The 20326-nt window shown below is 73.0% G+C and carries 18 protein-coding genes; 8 read left to right on the plus strand and 10 right to left on the minus strand.

Going from position 1 to position 20326, the window contains the following annotated elements; all coding sequences use genetic code 11:
* Positions 1-144: 144 nt before the first annotated feature.
* Positions 145-429: a hypothetical protein gene (locus B1H29_RS03140; protein WP_055421229.1), complete on the minus strand. Its 285-nt coding sequence runs from the start codon at positions 427-429 to the stop codon at positions 145-147.
* A 175-nt stretch (positions 430-604) separates the two neighbouring features.
* On the opposite strand from B1H29_RS03140, the gene B1H29_RS03145 reads away from it, so the two are divergent.
* Positions 605-970 carry a nuclear transport factor 2 family protein gene (locus B1H29_RS03145; protein WP_055421228.1) on the plus strand — a complete coding sequence of 122 codons (366 nt, stop codon included), beginning with the start codon at positions 605-607 and terminating at the stop codon, positions 968-970.
* 40 nt (positions 971-1010) lie between these two features.
* Here the strand turns inward: B1H29_RS03145 and B1H29_RS39790 are convergent, their stop codons facing one another.
* Together B1H29_RS39790 and B1H29_RS03150 are read right to left on the minus strand one after the other, a co-directional pair.
* Positions 1011-1142 (minus strand): hypothetical protein, encoded by a 132-nt coding sequence (locus tag B1H29_RS39790; protein WP_267891996.1) that lies wholly within the window; start codon positions 1140-1142, stop codon positions 1011-1013.
* Positions 1127-1804, minus strand: a complete 678-nt coding sequence (locus tag B1H29_RS03150; RefSeq protein ID WP_234393167.1) for a hypothetical protein — start codon at positions 1802-1804, stop codon at positions 1127-1129. Before B1H29_RS03150 ends, B1H29_RS39790 begins: the two co-directional genes overlap by 16 nt.
* A gap of 80 nt (positions 1805-1884) precedes the next feature.
* On the opposite strand from B1H29_RS03150, the gene B1H29_RS39795 reads away from it, so the two are divergent.
* The gene (locus B1H29_RS39795) at positions 1885-2010 is read left to right on the plus strand and encodes a hypothetical protein (protein ID WP_267891995.1); all 126 of its coding nucleotides are present in this window, start codon (positions 1885-1887) and stop codon (positions 2008-2010) included.
* On the opposite strand, the gene B1H29_RS03155 is transcribed toward B1H29_RS39795, so the two are convergent.
* Positions 2011-2679 (minus strand): TetR/AcrR family transcriptional regulator, encoded by a 669-nt coding sequence (locus tag B1H29_RS03155; RefSeq protein WP_055421227.1) that lies wholly within the window; start codon positions 2677-2679, stop codon positions 2011-2013. It lies immediately after the preceding gene.
* Between the two features lie 181 nt (positions 2680-2860).
* On the opposite strand from B1H29_RS03155, the gene B1H29_RS03160 reads away from it, so the two are divergent.
* Entirely contained in the window at positions 2861-4114 is a 1254-nt protein-coding gene (locus tag B1H29_RS03160; RefSeq protein ID WP_055421226.1) for a YncE family protein, read from the plus strand.
* A 270-nt stretch (positions 4115-4384) separates the two neighbouring features.
* On the opposite strand, the gene B1H29_RS03165 is transcribed toward B1H29_RS03160, so the two are convergent.
* The 5 genes from B1H29_RS03165 to B1H29_RS03185 form a co-directional block, all read right to left on the minus strand.
* On the minus strand, positions 4385-4885 hold the full coding sequence (locus B1H29_RS03165) for a metallophosphoesterase family protein (protein WP_055421225.1): 501 nt from the start codon (positions 4883-4885) through the stop codon (positions 4385-4387).
* 9 nt (positions 4886-4894) lie between these two features.
* On the minus strand, positions 4895-5920 hold the full coding sequence (gene rfbB, locus B1H29_RS03170; RefSeq protein ID WP_055421224.1) for a dTDP-glucose 4,6-dehydratase: 1026 nt from the start codon (positions 5918-5920) through the stop codon (positions 4895-4897).
* A gap of 172 nt (positions 5921-6092) precedes the next feature.
* Complete coding sequence (locus B1H29_RS03175) at positions 6093-6272, minus strand: hypothetical protein (RefSeq protein WP_055421223.1); 180 nt, start codon at positions 6270-6272, stop codon at positions 6093-6095.
* An 85-nt stretch (positions 6273-6357) separates the two neighbouring features.
* On the minus strand, positions 6358-6777 hold the full coding sequence (locus B1H29_RS03180; RefSeq protein WP_055421222.1) for a CBS domain-containing protein: 420 nt from the start codon (positions 6775-6777) through the stop codon (positions 6358-6360).
* Positions 6778-6963: 186 nt separating this feature from the next.
* Complete coding sequence (locus B1H29_RS03185; RefSeq protein ID WP_234393166.1) at positions 6964-9414, minus strand: SpoIIE family protein phosphatase; 2451 nt, start codon at positions 9412-9414, stop codon at positions 6964-6966.
* Positions 9415-9648: 234 nt separating this feature from the next.
* Between B1H29_RS03185 and B1H29_RS03190 the strand changes: the two genes are divergently transcribed.
* A complete protein-coding gene (locus B1H29_RS03190; protein ID WP_079160687.1) occupies positions 9649-11790 on the plus strand; it encodes a PP2C family protein-serine/threonine phosphatase in 2142 nt (713 codons plus the stop codon).
* A gap of 319 nt (positions 11791-12109) precedes the next feature.
* Here the strand turns inward: B1H29_RS03190 and B1H29_RS03195 are convergent, their stop codons facing one another.
* On the minus strand, positions 12110-13477 hold the full coding sequence (locus B1H29_RS03195; RefSeq protein WP_055421219.1) for a S1 family peptidase: 1368 nt from the start codon (positions 13475-13477) through the stop codon (positions 12110-12112).
* A gap of 567 nt (positions 13478-14044) precedes the next feature.
* On the opposite strand from B1H29_RS03195, the gene B1H29_RS03200 reads away from it, so the two are divergent.
* The 4 genes from B1H29_RS03200 to B1H29_RS03215 all read left to right on the plus strand — a co-directional run bounded on the left by B1H29_RS03200 (position 14045) and on the right by B1H29_RS03215 (position 20222).
* On the plus strand, positions 14045-14260 hold the full coding sequence (locus B1H29_RS03200) for a hypothetical protein (protein ID WP_055421218.1): 216 nt from the start codon (positions 14045-14047) through the stop codon (positions 14258-14260).
* A gap of 112 nt (positions 14261-14372) precedes the next feature.
* On the plus strand, positions 14373-15179 hold the full coding sequence (locus B1H29_RS03205; RefSeq protein ID WP_055421217.1) for an HlyD family efflux transporter periplasmic adaptor subunit: 807 nt from the start codon (positions 14373-14375) through the stop codon (positions 15177-15179).
* On the plus strand, positions 15176-17398 hold the full coding sequence (locus tag B1H29_RS03210; RefSeq protein WP_055421216.1) for an NHLP family bacteriocin export ABC transporter peptidase/permease/ATPase subunit: 2223 nt from the start codon (positions 15176-15178) through the stop codon (positions 17396-17398). Before B1H29_RS03205 ends, B1H29_RS03210 begins: the two co-directional genes overlap by 4 nt.
* A gap of 1 nt (position 17399) precedes the next feature.
* A complete protein-coding gene (locus B1H29_RS03215) occupies positions 17400-20222 on the plus strand; it encodes an NHLP bacteriocin export ABC transporter permease/ATPase subunit (RefSeq protein ID WP_055421215.1) in 2823 nt (940 codons plus the stop codon).
* Positions 20223-20326 lie beyond the last annotated feature (104 nt).

A 20326-nucleotide genomic window follows, 5' to 3' on the forward strand; every position in this document is an offset into this window, starting at 1 on the left:
AGGGCGTGCGTGAGGGCGTGCGTGAGGGCGTGCGTGAGGGCGTGCGTGAGGGCGTGCGTGAGGGCGTGCGTGAGGGCGTGCGTGAGGGCGTGCGTGAGGGCCGCCCGCGGTCGGGCGGCCCTCGACGGCGGGCCGGTCCGGCTGTCAGCCCAGGGCGGGGACGGCGCCGAACAGCGGCGAGACCAGGCCGGTGACCTGCTGGAGCTGATTGAGGTCGTGCGGCCGGTTCAACCGCTGGGAGGGGCTCGGCATCAGGGCCGGGTCCTCGGCGGGCACGTCACCGACCGCGAGCGAGTCCAGCGTCCGCGTCGCGCTGAGCTTGTCCATGCCCAGCGCCCCTCCCTCGGCCGCGCTCGCCATCGGCGCGGCGAGGCCGGTGACGCCGGCGGCGAGAGCGACGGCGACGACGATACGTCGTGTTGAGATCATGCTCGGAGCAACGCGCGCGGGCCGGGCGCGGACACGGGCGTGGAGTGCCGCTCACTCGCGCGGACCAGTGGCCCGGCCGGGATTGCCGTGGGCGTCCGAGCGGAGGAGGCTTGAAGGAGAGGGCCACGACGGCCCGTCCCCCTTCCTCGGGCCGCGGCCTTCGAAGGAGGTCGTCATGGGCACCACGGCACGCCCCGGCTTCGACACCGAAGCACTGCGCCGGGGCATCGAAGGCGAGACGGCGGCACCCCTCGTCTCGCTCTACGCGCAAGACGCGGAGGTCCGCATCGTCGACCGGTACGACCAGCCCAGCCGTCCCAAGGTCCTGCACGGCCGGCAGGAGATCGCCGAGATGCTCGACGACGTGTACAGCCGCGACATGACGCACCGGCTCGAGCACTGCGTCGTCCAGGGCGACCACGTCGCGTTCACCGAGGAGTGCACGTATCCGGACGGTGTGCGGGTCCTCGCCGAGTCGATGCTGTCGCTGCGGGACGGCAGGATCGTCGAGCAGACCACGATCCAGGCCTGGGACGAGTAGCGCGGCCCGGTCTCCCCGGGGCCGCTACGCGGGGGACAGGTCAGCGCGTCCAGGCGCTGTACTCCATGACGTCGCCCGCCCTGACGCCGTACTCGGGCCGGTCCTCGGTGAACGTCGTCTGCAGGCCGAGGACCGCGCCGGTGGCCGAGTTCGTGATCAGCATGCGGCGCACGCCGGGCTCCTCGTACACGTACGCCTGGCCGCGCCGGCCGAGGCGGTCCGTGACCTGTCCCGCGGGCCGCAGTCCGCAGGCGTCCGCGAGGAGGCGGGCGAGCGCGGCCGACTCCCGGGCGCCCAGGGTCCAGTGGTCGAGCAGCCCCTTGGTCGCGTCGAGCTGGGGCGTGTCCGGTGAGCCGGTGCGCCGGTGCGCCGGGCCTCCTCCAGGTAGGCGCGCAGTCGTCCGGTGTCGTGCGGCGGGCGGGACTCGGGCGGGGCGTCGCTCCAGCTCGGCGGGTTGGTCTGCCGGCTGATGACGTGGCCGTCCTCGACCGGGCGCGGGGTGCCGTCCTCGTCCTCGCCGAGGACCGGGCGGCCCGGGTGCCGCGGGTCGGTGGCCACGACCAGCTCGGTGTGGCGGCCGTCGGCCGTCCAGCGCACGACGCGCTCCTCGGGGAGGGTGATCGGCGGCTCGTCGTCGGACATGCCGAGGCTCCAGGACCGCACGTGCGTGCCCTTGCGCAGTCCGGGCCCGCCGTCCGCCGCCGCCTGTCCGGCACGGTGGGCGAGCCGGTCCAGTGGGACGGGGGCGGAGTCGGTCCGTACGACCAGGGGACGGGGTGCGGCGATGGCCGGGGTGGTGGTCGGGCCGCCGGGCAGCGTCGCCAGCGCGGTCACGGCGACGCCGGCGGTGGCGGCGAGGCCCCAGGCCGGGCGGCACGCCAGGCCGGGCGGCGGCCTCGGCGTCGGGCCGGGCGGTGGTTCGCGCAGCAGTTTGGGCCCACCACACCCGGGCGCTGCGGCGCCAACTGCTGCTCGGTCTGCTGCTCGGGTGGTGCGCCGTGCTGGGCTGCGCGGGCGTGCTCGCCCTGGCACGTGCGTAGTCAGCTCACCGGGGCGGCGGGGCTCCATCCCGGCGGGCGGAGGACGGCCAGGAGCTGGCGGACCAGTTCGTCGACGACCTCGTCCAGGGTCGCGTCCACCCAGCCCGCGCTGTAGTCGTGGAGCAGGCCGTTGACGCCGCCGATGAACGCCGTGGCGGCGAGCCGGTAGTCGCGGGGCGCCGCCTCCCCGCGTGCGGCGGCCGATTCGGCCTCGGCACGTATGAGGTCGACCCAGCGGGCGCGGCGGGCCAGCCGCTGTTCCTCCAGGCGCGGGCTGACGCCGATGATCTCGACGAAGGTGATGCGGACGCGGCGTGGATCGGAGGTGACGTCGGCGGCGTAGGCACGGAAGATCGCGGCGGCGCGTTCGGGAAGCGGCAGCTCCCGCGCGTCGGCCGCCGCGGCGAGCACGGCTTCCTCGGCCCAGGCGTTGACCTGGAGGTGGAGGGCGGCGAGCACGTCCTCCAGGGTGCGGAACTCCTCGTAGAACTGCCGGGTCGACAGGCCCGCGGCCTCGCTGAGGGCCGCCACGGTCGTGGCGCGGTAACCGGGTGTGTCGCCGAACAGTCGGAGCGCGGCGTCGAGAAAGCGACCGCGCCGCTCCGCCTGCCGCTGCGCGGCGGACTTGCCGCCGTAGCGGCCCGTCGGCGCCCTGAGCCTGCCCGCCACCCGTTCCCCCTCCTCCCCCTCCCCCGCCAACTCCTCACCCCACGGCCGATTTTGTCGTGTACGCGGTCTTGTGGAAAAGGGCACCCCTTCCTTACTTTGCAGTAAGTTCACTCTGAAAGCGGCTGTGTTCAGAATTCGCGCTCCACCGCCCCCACCACGCCCACTGCCAGAGGAGAGCAGCATGCCTGCCTTCGGTACCAGGCACCTTTGCGCCGTAGCCGCCGCCCTCGCCCTCACCGTCACCGCCCCCGCGGCCACCGCCGCGGCCGCCCCAGACTCGCCCGCCGGACTGCGCGAGGTGATGTTCGTCGGCAACAACTGGGACGGCACCGCCGACGTCATCCGGTCCACCGGCGACTTCGCGAGAATCGGCCGGATCGACGTCATCCCGGACAGGGAGGAGCGGATGGCCGAGATCAACGCCGATCCGATCAAGTGGATCTACTTCCAGGCCATCCGCAACAGCGTCGGCGAGGGACACGACCAGTTCGTCGACGACATGTACTCGACGCCGGACGGCGGGTCGGTGGTCGTCTCCCGGCCGAGCTTCGCCGACGTCGTGTCCATCGACCTCGCCACCGGTGACGTCAACTGGCGCTTCCCCGTCTCTGGTTACCGCTCCGACCACATGGCCGTCTCCCCCGACGGCACCCGGGTCGCGGTGTCGGCCTCGACCTCCAACAAGGTGCACGTCCTGGACATCCGGACGGGCGAGGAACTCGGATCGTTCGGCACCGGCGACAAGCCGCACGAGAACATCTTCACCCGCGACGGCGAGTACATCTGGAACATGTCCATCGGCGAGGTGAACACCGCGCTCGACGCCCCCTGGCTGGACTGGACGAAGGGCGACCGGCGCATCACGGTCGTGGACGCGAGGACGTACGAACAGGTCAAGGTGATCGACATGCGCGAGCGCCTCGACGCGATCGGCCTCGGCGACCACTCCGACGCCGTCCGGCCCGCCGTCTTCTCTCCCGACGAGTCCAAGCTGTACTTCCAGGTGTCGTTCTTCAACGGCTTCTTCGAGTACGACATCGCCACCGACCGGATCACCCGTACGAAGACCCTCCCGAAGAACCCGGCCACCAGCGAGGACCGCACCACCTGGGTCAACGACTCGCGGCACCACGGCATCTCCATGAGCCCGGACGGCGCCAAGCTGTGCGTGGCGGGCACGATGGACGACTACGCGACGGTCGTCGACCGCACGACGCTCCAGGAGGGCCCGCTCGTCACCGCCGCCAAGCCGTACTGGGCCACGGTCAGCGGCGACGGCACCCACTGCGTGGTCTCCGAGAGCGGGTCCGACCAGGTCACCGCCATCGACTTCGCCACCGGCGAGAAGTCGGTGTCCGTCCCCGTGGGCGACCACCCCCAGCGCGTCCGTCTCGGGCAGGTGGCGGCGGACTGGACGGGACCGTCGGCAGGCTGAGGCGCCGGGCGGCCCACCGGACATCTCGTCCGGTTCGCGTGTGTGAGTCCGCCCGGGAGGGGTAGTCGCCCGGCAACGGATGAGGCATGCATGTCCTCGGCACTACTCCCCTCGGAAGGAGGTCCGTGACAGCGCATTCCAGAAGCGCCCGGGCCGCTTCCTCCGACACGGAGCGTCCCGGGCAGTACCGGGCAGCGTCCTCTCGGGCGCTGCCCGTCTCCTCTCCTCGCCCCTCCGGCCGCCCCTCCCGGCCCTCGCCGGAGTGGTCGCCTACCGTCGCGGCAGCCGGTGCAGCCGGACGTCCGCGAGCCGGCCGTCGGCGACCGCGGCCGTCATGTAGGTGCAGTACGGCTGACGCCGCCGGTCGGTCGGTGACCCGGGGTTGAGCAGGCGCAGGCCGGTGTCGGCGGTGGTGTCCCACGGGATGTGGCTGTGCCCGAAGACCAGCACGTCGAGATCGGGGTAGCGGGCGGCGCAGCGTCTCTCGCGCCCCTGGGCGGCACCCGTCTCGTGGACGACCCCGAAGCGCAGGCCGCCGAGGTCGGCGTACGCCACCTCGGGCAGCCGGGCGCGCAGGCCGGGTCCGTCGTTGTTGCCGTACACGCCGACCAGTCTGCGACTGCGGCTCTCCAGCAGGTCCAGGGTGGCCGTGTCGACCCAGTCGCCCGCGTGCAGGACGACGTCGGCCCGGGGGATCTCGGCCAGGAGCGGCGCGGGCAGTTCCCTGGCCCGCTTCGGCAGGTGGGTGTCGGACATCAGCAGCAGGCGCACGGGTCCAGGCTAATGGGAGGGGTTGATGTGGCGTGTGTGCCGACCGGCACCCGCCGACGGCACCTGTGCGGCGGTGCGCCGGCGGAGCGGCTCCCACCAGGACCGGTTGTCGCGGTACCAGGCGACGGTCTCGGCCAGCCCGGCCGTGAAGTCGTGGCGGGGGCGGTAGCCCAGTTCGTCGCGGGCCTTGCTCCAGTCGACGCAGTAGCGCAGGTCATGACCCTTGCGGTCCTCGACGTGCACGACCCGGTCCCAGCCGGCACCGCAGGCGCCGAGGAGCAGGCCGGTGAGGTCCCGGTTGCTCAGCTCGGTGCCGCCGCCGAGGTTGTACACCTCGCCGGCCCGGCCCCGGGTGCGCACGAGGTCGACGCCCCGGCAGTGGTCGTCGACGTGCAGCCAGTCGCGGATGTTGCGCCCGTCCCCGTAGAGCGGGACCCGCCGGCCGTCGAGGAGGTGCGTGACGAACAGCGGCACGAGCTTCTCGGGGAACTGGTGCGGACCGTAGTTGTTGGAGCACCGGGTCACCCGTACGTCCATGCCGTGGGTGCGGTGGTACGAGAGGGCCAGCAGGTCGCCCGACGCCTTCGAGGCGGAGTACGGGGAGCTGGGCCGCAGCGGGTGCTCCTCGGTGGCCGAACCGGAGTCGACGGAGCCGTAGACCTCGTCGGTGGAGACGTGCACGAAGGGGCCCACGCCGTGGCGCAGGGCCGCGTCCAGCAGGGTCTGGGTGCCGACGACATTGGTGAGGACGAACTCGGCGGCCTCGTGGATCGAGCGGTCCACGTGGGACTCGGCGGCGAAGTGCACCACCTGGTCGGCCTCGGCCATCAGCTTGTCGACGAGCGCGGCGTCGCGGATGTCGCCGTGCACGAAGTCCAGGCGGGGGTGGCCGAGCTCGAGGTTGTCGAGGGTGCCGGCGTAGGTGAGTCCGTCCAGCACCGTGATCCTCGGGGGCTCGGGCGCTTCGGAGGCGAGGAGCGTCCGGACGTACCGGGAGCCGATGAATCCGGCGGCGCCGGTGACCAGGAGGTTCATTGACGGTGGTGTGCCTTGCTGCTCTGTGCTTTGCCGCGGTCGGAAGGGGCCCGGGGTACGGGACGCCTGCGACGTTACCGTCGTACGCTTCGTGGTCCGCGACCGGCCCGGACGCGCACCGCGCCGGCACATGGCCGGCGCGCTGGGGTCTTCCGTCACCCTCGGGAGGCGGTCAGTCCTCGCCCCTGACGATGTTGGACTCCTGGCCCGCCTGCGGTGCGCGTGCGACGCCGCCGTCCTCGACGGCCGGTATCCAGGTGCGCAGGGCACCTTTGCTCCGCAGGCGGCGGGCTTTCGACCAGCCTGTCTCCAGGCGACGGACAACGGGTTTCTCACTGGTGTCCGTGGTCACGAGGCATCATCTTCCTTCTGCGTCCGGTGCCGTTGCCGTGCGGGTCCCCGGCGGTGTCGGCGCGAAACACCGGGCGCCGATGCCGCTACGGGTTCGGCCTGGCCACACTGATGTCGCCCAGCGCCGACTCCGGGTCGCGCTCCATGGCCAGGTCGCCGAGGGAGACGATGCCGACGGGGCGCCCGTCGTCGACGACCGGGACCCGGCGTACGGCGTGCTCGCGCATCAGCTCGACGGCGTGGTTCAGCTCGTCGTCGGGCCGTACGGTCACCACCTCGTCGCTGCACGCGCCGGCCACGGTGGTCTGCTCCGGGTCGCCGCCCTCCGCGACGGACCGGACCACCAGGTCACGGTCGGTGACCAGTCCGCGCAGTCGGTCGCCGTCGGTGACCAGCACGGCGCCCAGATCCCGGTCGCGCATGATGCGGGCCACCGCGGTGACAGAGGTCTGCGGCTCCACCGTCACCGGGTCGCCGGTCATGATGTCGCGGACGTACTGGGTCATGTCGTGGTCCCTCGTTTCCTCGCTCGCTCGTGGTGTGGCACGCCCGGGTACCCGGCGCGACGGGGCCGGCACCTCGTCGGCGATGTGGATTCGCGCGGCGCCGTACCGGGGAGGGCCGGTGCCGATCCGCGAGGCGCCGTGCCGGGGAGCCGGTGCCGGTCGGAGGGTCCTCGCAGGCGCCGGTGCTCAGCCGCCCACCTGGACCTCGCTCCAGACCTGCTTGCCCCCGCTGACCGGCAGCGTCCCCCACGCCGCCGACATCGCCTCGACCAGGAGGATGCCGCGTCCGCCCGTCGCCTCCCAGCCGATGCTGGTCGGCTTGGCGGGCGTCCGGGGCGAGGCGTCGGCGACCGCGAGGCGCAGCCGGCCGCTGATCAGGGTGAGGTCGAGGCGGACCTTGCCGTCGGTGTGCACCAGGGCGTTGGTGACCAGTTCGGAGACGATCAGGAGGACGCCGTCGATGTCGTCGTCCGGCACCCCCCAGGAGCGCAGGGTGCGGCGGGTGAAGCGGCGGGCGTGCCGCACGGCCTCGGGCAGCCGCCACACCGACCAGCTCTCCCGCAGCGGGCGCAGGGCCATGCCGTCGTAGCGCACCAGGAGCAGGGCGACGTCGTCGCTGCGGCGGGCGTTGCCGAGCAGGGCGTCGGCGACGAGCCCGAGGTGGGCGGGGTCGGAGGCGGCCAGGGCGTGCGCGAACCGGTGCATGCCCTCGTCGATGTCGGCGTCGTGGGACTCCACGAGGCCGTCCGTGGTGAGGCCGATCAGCGTGCCGGGCCGCAGCCCGAGCGGGCTCATCGGGAAGTCGGCCTGGGTCATCACGCCCAGCGGCGGGCCGCCCTCCACCTCCGCGATCTCCGTCGTGCCGTCGGAGTGACGCAGTACCGGCGGCGGATGACCGGCCCGGACGCACCAGGCGGAACCCGCCTCCATGTCGAGGTCGACGTAGACGCAGGTGGCGAAGAGGTCGCTCTCCATGTCCATCAGCAGCCGGTTGGCGTGGGAGACCACCACGTCCGGGGGATGGCCCTCGACGGCGTAGGCGCGCAGGGCCGTGCGCATCTGGCCCATGAGGGTGGCGGCGCCGGCGCTGTGGCCCTGGACGTCGCCGATGACGAGGGCGACGTGGTGGTCGGGCAGCGGGATCACGTCGTACCAGTCGCCGCCCAGCTCCAGTCCGGCCGTGCTGGGCAGGTAGCGGGCGACGGCGACCGCGCCGGGCAGTTTGGGCAGGCGGCGCGGCAGCAGTTGGCGCTGGAGCATGCCGACGAGCTCGTGCTCGGCGTCGAAGGCGTGGGCGCGCATCAGAGCCTGCCCGGCGAGGCCGGCGGAGGCGGTGAGCAGGGCGCGTTCGTCGGGGCCGAAGTCGTGCGGGGTGTCCCAGCCGATGAGACAGGCACCGGCCATCCGCCCGCCGGCGGGCAGCGGCAGCACGGCGAGGCCGCCGGGGCCGACGTCGGCGAGGGCGGGTTCCAGGTCGCCGCCGGTGCCGGCGGGCCAGATCCGGGCCCGGCCCTCGCGCAGTGCGGCGGCGAGGGTGGGCATGGCCCGAACGGGCGCGTCGGGCCACTCGGTGCGCCACTCCAGCCGCCACAGCTCGGGCCAGGACTCGGGCTCGGGCGGGTCCAGGACGGTGACGACGAGCCGGTCGTTCTCCAGCTCGGCCAGCGCGATCCGGTCGGCGCGCAACGGCTTGCGCAGCGCGGCGACCACGGCGTGGCTGACGTCGCGGACGGTGCCGGCGGTGGCCAGCGCGGCGGCCAGACGCTGGATGCGGGCCACGTCCGTCACGTCGGGGCGCAGGGTGGAGGCGTCGGCGACGGTACCGACGAGGCGGGCCGGCCTGCCCTCGCCGCCGGGCAGCAGGCGCCCGCTCAGCCGGAGCCACTTCGGCGGGCCGGTGGGCTGGAGCACCCGGAACTCCAGCTCGCGATCGCCGATGGACATGTGGTCGGCCTCCGTCACCGACATCAGCGAGGGAAGGTCCTCGGGCACGGTCAGTCCGAGCAGCGTCTCGACCTTGCCGTCGAACTCGCCCGGAGCGAGACCGAACAGTCGCAGGATGTCGTCACCGATCTCGACCCGGCCGGTGTCCATGGCCAGGGTGAAGGCACCCGGCTGCAGCGCGTCGCCCTCGCCGGCCGCGGCCGGGACGGGGGAGGTCACGGCGTCGGCGATCAGTTGGAGGCAGGCGCGGTCGTCGGCGTCGAATCCCTCGGGGCGTTCGGTCAGGGCGAGCAGGCACCCGCCGCCGTTGCCGCGCACGGGAACGGCGGCGAGGGAGAAACCGCTCGACGGCACGCGGCGCGACTCGGCCGATCCGGCGAACTCCTCGGGCCCGAGCCACACCGGCCTCCCGCCCCGGTGGGCGTCGGCGACCGGGGAACCGCCGGCGGCGGGATAGCTGTCGCGCACGCCGTACAGGGTTCGCGGCACGCCGACCGATTCGGCCAGGCAGAGCAGCTCTCGGTTCTCGCCGGGTGTGTAGAGGGCGGTGAAGGAGGCACCCGCGAAGACCAGCGCCTGTTCGAGGACGCGGCGCAGCCGCTCGTCCGGGTCCGGGCCGGACGCGATCGCCCTCAGGGCACCCTTGGCACGCGGCGTTCTCGATTCGCGTTCCGCAGCGCCCTCACTGACCACGCCGCCATTACAGCGCTTATGGGACACCTGCGCAGCCCCTGCGGGCGGGGAACTCGACGACCAGAGGCCTGGAAGGGGCTCGCGGACACGGTACGGACCCCGGTCGGCGGTACAACGCGCTCCACCCCCGCGGGAACGTGCCGATGTGACGCTCGCCGTGCGCGGTGGGCCCACGGGGAGGAGATTTGAACCGGGGCCCGGCGCACCGCGCGACCGTACGAGGAGGTGGTCGGCGTGTCCGACGATCGGCCGCCGTCACCGGCGCCCCCCGCCGCGAGGGAATCGGGCGGCCAACCGGTGCTGTCGCTGGCGCTGGCCTCGATGATGGAGGAGGTCCACGCGCACTCCGGGGCCGTGTACCTGCTCGGCGCGGATCCCCCGTTGCTGGAGATGGCGGTGATGGCGGGGCTGCCGAGGGCGTTCGCGGCGCCCTGGGAACGGGTCGCCCTGCACGCGCCGATCCCGGTGGCGGACGCCGTACGTGAGCGACGGCTGGTCTGGGTCGGCGACGGGGAGGAGATGGCCCGGCGCTACCCTCGCGTCGCCGTGGTCCTGCCCTACCCGTTCGCCCTGGTCGCGCTGCCCGTCGCGACCGAGTCCACGACGTACGGCGCGGTCTTCCTGACCTGGCCCGGTACCCGCCCCGCGGAGCTGTCCGACCGTGAGCGCGAGCAGTTGACGGCGGCCTGCGCACGGCTCGCGCTCCGCCTGGAGCGGGCGACCGCGGCGAGCCTGCCCATACAACCCGAACCCGATCTGCTGGCCGCCCCGGTGGTGGGGGGCGTGCCGGGCACTCTCGGTTCACTGGAGGCCGTGCGGATGGTGGGCCGCCTGCCCTACGGCCTGTGCTCCCTGGACCTGCACGGCCGGGTCGGCTTCGCCAATCCGGCGGCTGCCGAGCTCATGGACATACCGGTCAGCAGGCTGCTGGGCACCCACCTGTGGACGTCCGTGCCGTGGCTGAACGACCCGGTCTACGAAGACCGGTACCGGGCCGCGCTGCTCAGCCAGCAGACGACCTCCTTCGTCGCGCTGCGCCCGCCCGGCGACTGGCTGTCGTTCCGGCTGTACCCGACCAGGACCGGGCTCAGCGTCCGCATCAGCCGGGCGCGGGGCGTGTCGCGGCCGGGTCCGGCCGAGCCGGTGCCGGACGAGGCCGCGCCGCCCCGGCTGGTGACCATCTCGCAGGTGGTCAGTCTGACGGGCGCGCTGTCCGAGGCGGTGGGCGTGCGGGACGTGGTGCAGTTGATCGCGGACGAGATCGCCCCGACCGTGGGCAGCCAGGGTCTGATCGTCCTCGCCTCGCGGGCGGGGCGGCTGCACGTCCTGGGGCACCGGGGATATCCGGACCCGTTCACCGCGGAACGCTTCGACGGCACGCCGCTCACCGAGCGGATCCCGAGCGCGCAGGTCCTGCGGACGGGGGTGCCCGCCTTCTTCGAGTCCTGGGACCAACTGGAGCGGCTGTACCCGGCGCGACGTGGTACGCACGACGGCTTCGCGGCCTGGGCCTTCCTGCCGCTGATCGCCTCGGGCAGGACGGTCGGCACCTGCGTGCTCGCCTACGAGCGGCCGCACTCCTTCACGACGGAGGAGCGGGCGATCCTGACCAGCCTGGCCGGGCTGGTCGCGCAGGCCCTGGACCGGGCCCTGATCTACGACGCGAAACACCGGCTGGCACACGGACTGCAGGAGGCCCTGCTGCCGCACTCGCTGCCCGAGTTGTCCGGCATCGAGGCCGCCGCGCGCTATCTGCCCGCCACCCGGGGCATGGACATCGGCGGAGACTTCTACGACCTGGTACCGGCCCGGGGCGGGGCGGCCGCGGTGATCGGGGACGTCCAGGGCCACAACGTGACGGCGGCCGGGCTCATGGGACAGGTCCGCACCGCGGTCCGCGCGTACACGGCCGTCGGCCAGACGCCCGAGGAGGTGGTGCGCAGCACCAACCGGCTGCTGATCGACCTGGGCACCGAACTGTTCGCCAGCGCGCTGTACCTGCGGCTCGACCCGGGGCGCGGGCGGGCGGTGCTGGCCCGCGCGGGTCACCCGCCGCCTCTGCTGCGCCGTCCGGACGGGCGGGTGGGGGTGCTGGAGGTTCCCGGCGGGCCCCTGCTGGGCATCGACCCCTCGGCCGAGTATCCCCGCACGGAGGTCGCCCTCGCCCCCGGCTCCCTGCTCGTCCTCTACACCGACGGCCTGGTGGAGTCCCCCGACGTCGATTTCGAGGACGCCCTCGCCGACCTGGCACACCGGCTGTCCGAGGCCGGGGACCTGGCTCTGGACGAGCTCGCCGACCACCTGGTGCGGCACGAGGCGGACGCGGGAGAACGCCTCGACGACATCGCACTGATGCTGCTGCGAGCTCGGGACTGACGCGGGGCGCCCGGCCGACGGGACGGGGGCGTGGGCCGGGGGCCGGGCGCGGTCGGAGGCAGACGGGGCGAGCGGGGGCGACGGCCCGGGACCGCGGTGCGGAGCCGAGGTGTACGGCGATGCACAGCCCGGGCACGGAACCGCGGCGCGGAGCCCCCGCGTACGCCCCCTCGCGTACGGCGCAGGCCCCCGCTGCGGAGAGTGCGGCGGTCCGGTCCTCCCGCCGGAGGGCCGGACCGCCGACCGCCGGTCGGCCCCGTGGGGGGCCGGCCGGTGGTTTCCGCGCCGGTGCGGAAGGTACGGGGAGGGAGTTCCGGGGTCAGCCGGTCAGGCCGGAGCCGTCCCCGCCGCCCACGCCCGTGCCGTCACCGGCACCCCCGGCACCGGTACCGGCTCCGCCGGCGCCGTCCTGCTCGCCGCCCGGCTCGTCACCCCCGCCGACGGCGTCGCCGCCCCCGGCCTCTTCTCCGCCGGCCTGGTCACCGGCGCCGGCCTCCTCGCCGCCCGCCTGGTCGCCCGCGCCGGCCTCCTCGCCGCCGGCCCCGTCGCCCGCGCCGCCCGCCGCGTCGCCGCCCAGGGTGGCGCCGACGGCCTCCAGAGCCGTGGTGACCGGCTGGAAGAAGGTCTCGCCGCCGACCGCGCAGTCGCCGCTGCCGCCCGAGGTCAGACCTATCGCGAGGCCGTCCTGGGTGAAGAGGGAGCCGCCGCTGTCGCCGGGTTCGGCGCACACGTCGGTCTGGATGAGGCCGGTGACCGTCCCCTCGGGGTAGTTGACGGTGGCGTCCAGGCCGAGGACCTGCCCGTCGGCCAGTCCGGTCGTGCTGCCCATGCGGAAGACCTGCTGACCGACCGTCGCCTCCGCGGCCTGACTGATCTGGATGGTCTGGTTCCCGAGGTTGACCTCGCTCGGCGCCTCGGTCGCCGGGTCGTCGTACCTGACGAGCGCGAAGTCGCCCTCGCCGGGGAAGACCGCCTGGTCGACGGTGGCGATCGGCTGCCCGCCCTGCGCGTCGGACCACTGGTCGTCCGCGACGCCGCAGTGACCGGCCGTCAGGAAGGCGGGAGAGCCGTCGCCCGCGGTGACGTTGAAGCCCAGTGAGCAGCGCGCGCCGCCGCCGAAGATGGCGTCGCCGCCCGACACGAAGGTCTTGAAGGTGCCGGTGGACTTCGTGATGGTCGCCATGCCGGAGCCGAGGCTGTCGACGGTGGACTCCAGCCGGTCCCACTCGGCGCCGGTGACGGTGCTGTCGGCGGTCACCCGAATCTTGTTGGTGCGCGGGTCGATCGCCCACGAGGTGCCCGGGATGGTCGCCTCGGACTTCAGCGTCCGCGCGCCGGTCCGCAGCTCGCCCATGCTGTTGTCGACCTCGCGGACCTCCGCGCCCGCCTTCTTCGCCTGCACGATGACCTGGTTGTTGTCACCGGGTACGACGTTGACGACGAGCTGCTGCTCGCCTGCGTCGTAGTAGGAGCCGGCGAAGGCGTCGCCGAGCAGGCCGGCGAGCTGCGAGGCGAGATCCGAGGCGTCCCCCGCCTTCAGTGTCCTCGGCGCCGCCGCGGCGTCGTCCGAGGACCCGCCGTCCTGCGAGGCGTTGGCGTTCGGCAGCAGGATGGCGGCCGCGCCGAGCGCCACCACACCGCCTGCCGCCATCGCGGCCCTGCGCTTCGGGATTCGCTTGTGACTCAACCTTCTCGACCTCCTGGGACGGGGTCCGTGCCGCCGGTCCGGCGGCTGTCGGGGGGCGCCTGGATGGCTGTTGGTACGCACGGGCCGGACGGGCCGTTCAATCGGACCGGATCAACACACTCCGCGTTCGGTCGGCGACGCTCTGTTCCGATCACCGAGCGGAATCCCTGCTTCAGTGAATCTGCACATCGAATGCCCAACCCGGTCATCCTCGTTGGGGGATCTGCACAAGTCCGCAGCGCGCCGCACGTCTTTGGGGCGGGTGTGCCGGATTCGCCTGCGTACGGGCAAGGGGTAGCACGGGACGATGTCCACCCTCATGTGAAGAAGTCGCCGCGAAGACGTGCGCGCACCTGCACGGTTGGACGCCCGGACCTCGCAAGTTCCCTGGTGGGACGGGGTGATTGATTGGAAGCGCGGACCGGCCGCGTGCTTTGATCCATCGCACCGCAGGGGCCGCGAGGGCTCCGGAAAGGGGCGCCGGGCACCTGCGGTCGCGGCCGTCATCTGTCCCCAGAGGGGGCCGCTCCCCCCTTGTGAAATGGCTATACGAAGGGAAGTTCCATCATGAACTCCACCCCCCAGGTTGAGACCGTCGAGATCTCCGACGCCGACCTCGACAACGTCTCCGGCGGTCTGTCCGTGAACGCCGTCGGTACCGTCACCGGCCTGGTGGACGGCATCGCCCCGGTCTCCGGCCTGGTCAACACGGCCGTCGGCACCGTCGAGGGTGTCACCGGCCTGAACACGGCCCCGGTCACCGGCCTGGTCGCCGGTCTCTGATCGCGCTCATGTGCCGCTGAGTCCCGGAGCCATCCAGGTTCCGGGGCTTATCGGCCGTTCTTCCGCGGGTTCTCCTCCGCGGCTCCTCCGGGAAATCTGGGATACGTCCGACGTGCAGTTCCGCCAACAGGCCCTCACAAAACTCCAGTCACCGGAAGAGCTCGACCTTCCGGTGCGTTTCGCCCGCCCGCAGGGCTGGCTGGTGCTGTCCGTGACCGTGGTCGCGATGGCCGCCGCGTCCGTGTGGGCGGTGAGCGGCTCGGTGGCCTCCACGGTCGGCGCGCCCGCCATCCTCACGCACGGCCAGGGCAGTTACCTTCTGCAGAGCCCGGTCTCCGGCCAGGTCACCGCCGTCCTCGCGCGCCAGGGCGAGCGGCTCCCCGCCGACGCCCCGGTGCTGAAGGTGCGTACGAGCGAGGGCGAGACGGTGGTCCGCACGGTCGACGCCGGCCGGGTCAGCGCGCTCGCCGCCACCGTCGGGCAGATCATCCAGACCGGCGCGAACGTCGCCGCGGTCGAGAAGGTCGCCCACGCGGACGACCCGCTCTACGCCACCGTCTACGTCCCCGCCGAGAACGCCGCCGCCATTCCCGCGCACGCCTCCGTCGACCTGACCGTCCAGTCGGTGCCGACCCAGCAGTACGGCGTACTGCACGGGGAGGTGAAGTCGGTGGACCGCTCGGTGCAGTCGGCGCAGACGATCGCCGCCTTCCTCGGCGACAGCCAGCTCGGCGAGCAGTTCACCAAGGAGGGCAGGCCGGTGGCCGTGACGGTCCGGCTGGACACCTCGAAGTCCACGAAGAGCGGCTACGACTGGTCGTCCGCGGACGGGCCGCCGTTCGAGCTGACCTCCATGACCATGGCCCAGGGTTCCATCCGGCTGGCCGACCAGCGACCCGTCGATTGGCTGCTGCCGTGAGCACCGCACAGGAGACCCGGGGCAGACGCCGCGCCGCCCCGCCCAAGCGCAGGGTGCCCGGGAGCCGGACGAAGAGCGTCCGCACCCCCACCGTCCTCCAGATGGAGGCCGTGGAGTGCGGCGCCGCCTCCCTCGCGATGGTGCTCGGCCACTACGGCAGGCACGTCCCGCTGGAGGAGCTGCGCATCGCCTGCGGCGTCTCCCGCGACGGCTCGCGCGCCAGCAACCTGCTCAAGGCCGCGCGCGGTTACGGCTTCACCGCCAAGGGCATGCAGATGGACCTGGCCGCCCTCGCCGAGGTGACGGCACCGGCCATCTTGTTCTGGGAGTTCAACCACTACGTCGTCTACGACGGCATGGGGCGCCGCTTCGGCCGCCGCGGGGTGTTCGTCAACGACCCCGGCAAGGGACGCCGCTTCGTGTCCCTGGAGGAGTTCGACGGGTCCTTCACCGGCGTCGTCCTGACCATGGAGCCCGGCGAGGACTTCACCCGGGGCGGCCGCAGGCCCGGCGTGCTCGGCGCGATGCCGGCCCGGCTGCGCGGCACCGCGGGCACCCTGCCCGCCGCCTTGCTGGCGAGCCTGCTGCTGGTGGCGGTGGGCGCGGCGGTGCCCGCGCTCAGCCGCACCTACATCGACATGTTCCTCATCGGGGGGCAGACCTCGCTGCTCGGCGTGCTGTTCGCGTCGATGGCCGCCTGCGTACTGCTCACGATCGTGCTGACCTGGCTCCAACAGGCGAACCTGCTGCACGGCCGCATCATCTCCTCCACCCTCTCCAGCGCCCGCTTCCTGCGCCATCTGCTGCGGCTGCCGGTGACCTTCTTCTCCCAGCGCAGCCCGGCCGACCTGGTGCAACGCCTCCAGTCCAACGACGCCGTCGCCGAGACGCTGGCCCGTGACCTCGCGGCGGCGGGCGTGGACGCGATCGTCGTGGTCCTGTACGCCGTACTCCTGTACACGTACGACCCCCAGCTCACGTTCGTCGGGATCGGCGTGGCGCTGCTCAACATCCTCGCGATGCGGATCGTCATCCGGCTGCGCGCGACCCGCACGGCGAAGCTGCGGGCGGACACGGCCCGGCTGACGAACACCGCGTACACCGGCCTCCAGCTCATCGAGACGATGAAGGCGACCGGCGGCGAGGACGGCTACTTCCGCAAGTGGGCGGGGCAGCACGCCACGACCCTGGAGGAGCAGCAGCGGCTCGGGGTGCCGAGCGCCTGGCTGGGCGTGGTCGCGCCGACCCTCGCGACGCTCAACAGCGGGCTGATCCTGTGGATCGGCGGCATGCGCGCGGTCGAGGGACACATCTCGGTCGGTCTGCTGGTCGCCTTCCAGGCGCTGGTGGTCCGCTTCACGGCCCCGCTGACCCGGCTGAACGGTGTCGCGGGCCGCATCCAGGACTTCGCGGCCGACGTCGCGCGGCTCAAGGACGTGGAGAACTTCCGGGCCGACCCGCTCTACGACCGTCCCGCCGGGATCGACTCCACCCGCCGGTTGCACGGCCACGTCGAGCTGCAGAACGTCTCCTTCGGCTACAACCCGCTGGACAAGCCCCTGCTCACCGGCTTCGACCTGACCGTCGGCCCGGGGCAGCAGGTGGCCCTGGTCGGCGGCTCGGGCAGCGGCAAGTCCACGGTGTCCCGGCTGATCTCCGGGCTGTACGCCCCTTGGGACGGCGTGATCCGCATCGACGGGCAGCGTCTGGAGGACATCCCGCGTGGGGCGCTGGCGTCCTCCGTCTCCTTCGTCGACCAGGACGTGTTCCTCTTCGAGGGCTCCGTACGCGACAACGTGGCGCTGTGGGACCCGTCGGTCCCGGACGACGCGGTGGTGGACGCCCTGCGCGACGCCGCGCTGTACGACGTGGTGATGCGCCGCCCGGGCGGCGTCCACAGCCGGGTCGAGCAGGACGGCCGCAACTTCTCCGGCGGGCAGCGCCAACGCCTGGAGATCGCGCGGGCCCTGGTGCGCCGGCCCAGCATCCTCGTCCTCGACGAGGTGACCAGCGCCCTGGACGCGGAGACCGAACTGGTGGTCATGGACAACCTGCGCCGGCGCGGCTGCGCCTGTGTGGTGATCGCGCACCGGCTCAGCACCGTGCGGGACAGCGACGAGATCGTGGTGCTCCAGCACGGCACGGTCGTGGAGCGGGGCCGGCACGAGGAACTGGTCGCGCACGGCGGCGCCTACGCGGCGCTGGTCAGGGAGCGTTGAGATGAGAGCCGTACACGAAGGACAGGGCGACCTCGTCCTCGGGGCCCTCGGCTCGCTGGGCACCCGTGTCGACTGCGCCGGGTTCGGCCGCCTGGACCTGGAGGGTCCGCAGGTGCTGTGGCTGGTGGCGTCCGGCGCGGTGGACCTGTTCGCGGTCGACGCCGGGGAACAGGGCCACTGGCACCATCTGGGCCGCCTGGAGGCGGGCTCGGTCCTGCTCGGCCCGGTCACCGGGCCCCAGCACACGCTGGTCGCGCGTCCGCTGCGGGACTGCGTGGTGCACCGCATCGGACTGCGCGAGCTGTACCAGCCGGCGCACACCCAGACCTGGTCGTACGACGAGTACGGCACCCCCCAGTACGTACCGCCCACGACGAGCCCGCTGGAGTACGCCCTCGCCCTCGGGGTGGGCCGCAGCCTGACCGTGCTCTTCCAGGCGCCGATGGCCACCGAGCGGGCCGCGGCACCCACGGACGACGACGTGTTCTGGATGCAGGTCCCGCCGGGCAGCGTGCAGTACGGGGCGGTGTACGGCGAGGAGGCGGCCGCCGACCTGCTGATGGACCCGTCGCTGTGGCAGAGCATGGTCGACCAGCAGTACCGGCTGCTGACCACGCTGGACCGCTGGATCGAGCAGCTCGAGCGCACCCACGAGACCCGTACGGCGGCCGGTATCAAGGCCGGTGAGGCGGTGCGCGCCCAGGCCGACCGGACGCTGCTGGCGTCCATCGGCAAGCGGTCGGGGCGGCGCGCCACGGCCGCCGACGCCGACGCCACGTACGCGGCCTGCGAACTGGTCGCCCGCGCCGCCGGCATCCCGCTCGCCGAGCCCGCCCGAAGCGGCACGGAGAGCGACCGGCTCGACCCGGTGGAGCGGATCGCCGTCGCCTCGCGCGTGCGCACCCGGACCGTGCGGCTGGAGGGCCGCTGGTGGCGGGACGACGTCGGGCCGCTGGTCGGCCACCGGGCCCTGTCGGGCGCGCCGGTGGCGCTGCTGTGGCGGCGCGGCGGCTATGCGGCCGTCCATCCGGCGACCGGCCGGGAGACGCCGGTCGAGAGGGCGAACGCCGAGGAGTTCGAGCCGCGTGCGGTGATGTTCTACCGGCCGCTGCCCGAACGCCGGCTCAGTCCGCTGCGGCTGCTGCGCTTCTGTATGGCGGGCACGCGCGGTGATCTGACCGGGCTGCTGCTCGCCGGACTGGTGACCGTGGCGATCGGCGCGCTGGTGCCGATCGCCACCGGCAAGGTGCTCGGCGAGTTCGTGCCGAAGGCGCAGACCGAGCTGATCGTGCAGGTCTGTCTCGCGGTGATGCTGAGCAGTGTCGTCGCGGCGGCCTTCATGCTGCTGCAGAACCTCACCATCCTGCGGCTGGAGGGCCGTGTCGAGGCGACCCTGCAGCCCGCGGTGTGGGACCGGCTGCTGCGGTTGCCGACGAGGTTCTTCACCGAGCGTTCCACCGGTGAGCTGGCGAGCGCCGCCATGGGCATCAGCGCGATCCGCCGGCTGCTGGCGGGCGTCGGTCCGACGGTGGCCCAGTCGGTGACCGTCGGGGCGATGAACCTGGGCCTGCTGCTCTGGTACAGCGTGCCGATGGCACTCGCGGCGATCGGCATGCTGGTGGTCGTCGCCGCCGTGTTCCTGGCGCTCGGCCTGTGGCAGGTGCGCTGGCAGCGGCGGCTGGTCAAGCTCACCAACAAGCTGAACAACCAGGCCTTCCAGACCCTGCGCGGGCTGCCCAAGCTGCGCGTCGCCGCGGCCGAGAACTACGCGTACGCGGCGTGGGCGGAGCAGTTCGCGCGCAGCCGTGAGCTCCAGCAGCAGGCGGGACGCGTCAAGAACCTGAACGCGGTGCTCGGCGCGGTGTACCTGCCGCTGTGCACGCTGCTGATGTTCATGCTGCTGGCCGGTCCGGCGCGCGGTTCGATGTCGGCGGCGGAGTTCCTCACCTTCAACGCGTCGGTGACGATGCTGCTGACCTCGGTCACCCAGCTCACCGGCGCGTTCGTGTCGGCGGTGGCCGCGCTGCCGCTGTTCGAGGAGATCAGGCCGGTCCTGGACGCCACGCCCGAGGTGCGCACGGCGAGCACCCGGCCGGGGCCGCTGTCCGGGGCGATCGAGGCGCGGCGGCTGTCGTTCCGGTACACCGACGACGGGCCGCTGGTCCTGGACGACGTGTCCTTCGCGATCCGGCCGGGCGAGTTCGTGGCCGTCGTCGGTCCCAGCGGCTGCGGCAAGTCCACCCTGCTGAGGCTGCTCATCGGCTTCGACCGGCCGCTGTCGGGCAGCGTCCTGTACGACGGCCAGGACCTCGCCGCGCTCGACCAGTCGGCGGTGCGCCGCCAGTGCGGGGTGGTGCTCCAGCACGCCCAGCCGTTCACCGGCTCGATCCTGGACGTCATCTGCGGCACCGAGCCGTACACGCCGGAGGAGGCGATGGCGGCGGCCGAGATGGCGGGGCTCGCGGAGGACATCAGGCGGATGCCGATGGGCCTGCACACCATCGTCTCGGGCAGCGGGGCGGTCTCCGGGGGCCAGCGGCAGCGGCTGATGATCGCTCAGGCGCTGATCCGCCGGCCGCGCATCCTCTTCTTCGACGAGGCGACCAGCGCCCTGGACAACGAGACTCAACGCACGGTGATCGAGTCCACCAAGGCCCTCAACGCCACCCGGATCGTCATCGCCCACCGCCTGTCCACGGTGCTGGACGCCGACCGGGTGATCGTGATGGAGGACGGCAGGATCGCCCAGCAGGGCCCGCCCGCCGAGCTGCTCGCGGACACCGGCGGCCGGCTGCACGAGCTGGTGCGGCGGCAGTTGGCCTGACGGGGACGCGGACGGTGGGCGCCCCGTGCTCGGGACCGTCCGGTTTCCGGCCGTAGTGGCCCGGCGGCCGCCTGACCGGCGCCAGAATGGGTACCTGGGCCTTC

It is taken from the genome of Streptomyces pactum (genome assembly GCF_002005225.1).
GTDB classification, from domain to species: domain Bacteria; phylum Actinomycetota; class Actinomycetes; order Streptomycetales; family Streptomycetaceae; genus Streptomyces; species Streptomyces pactum_A.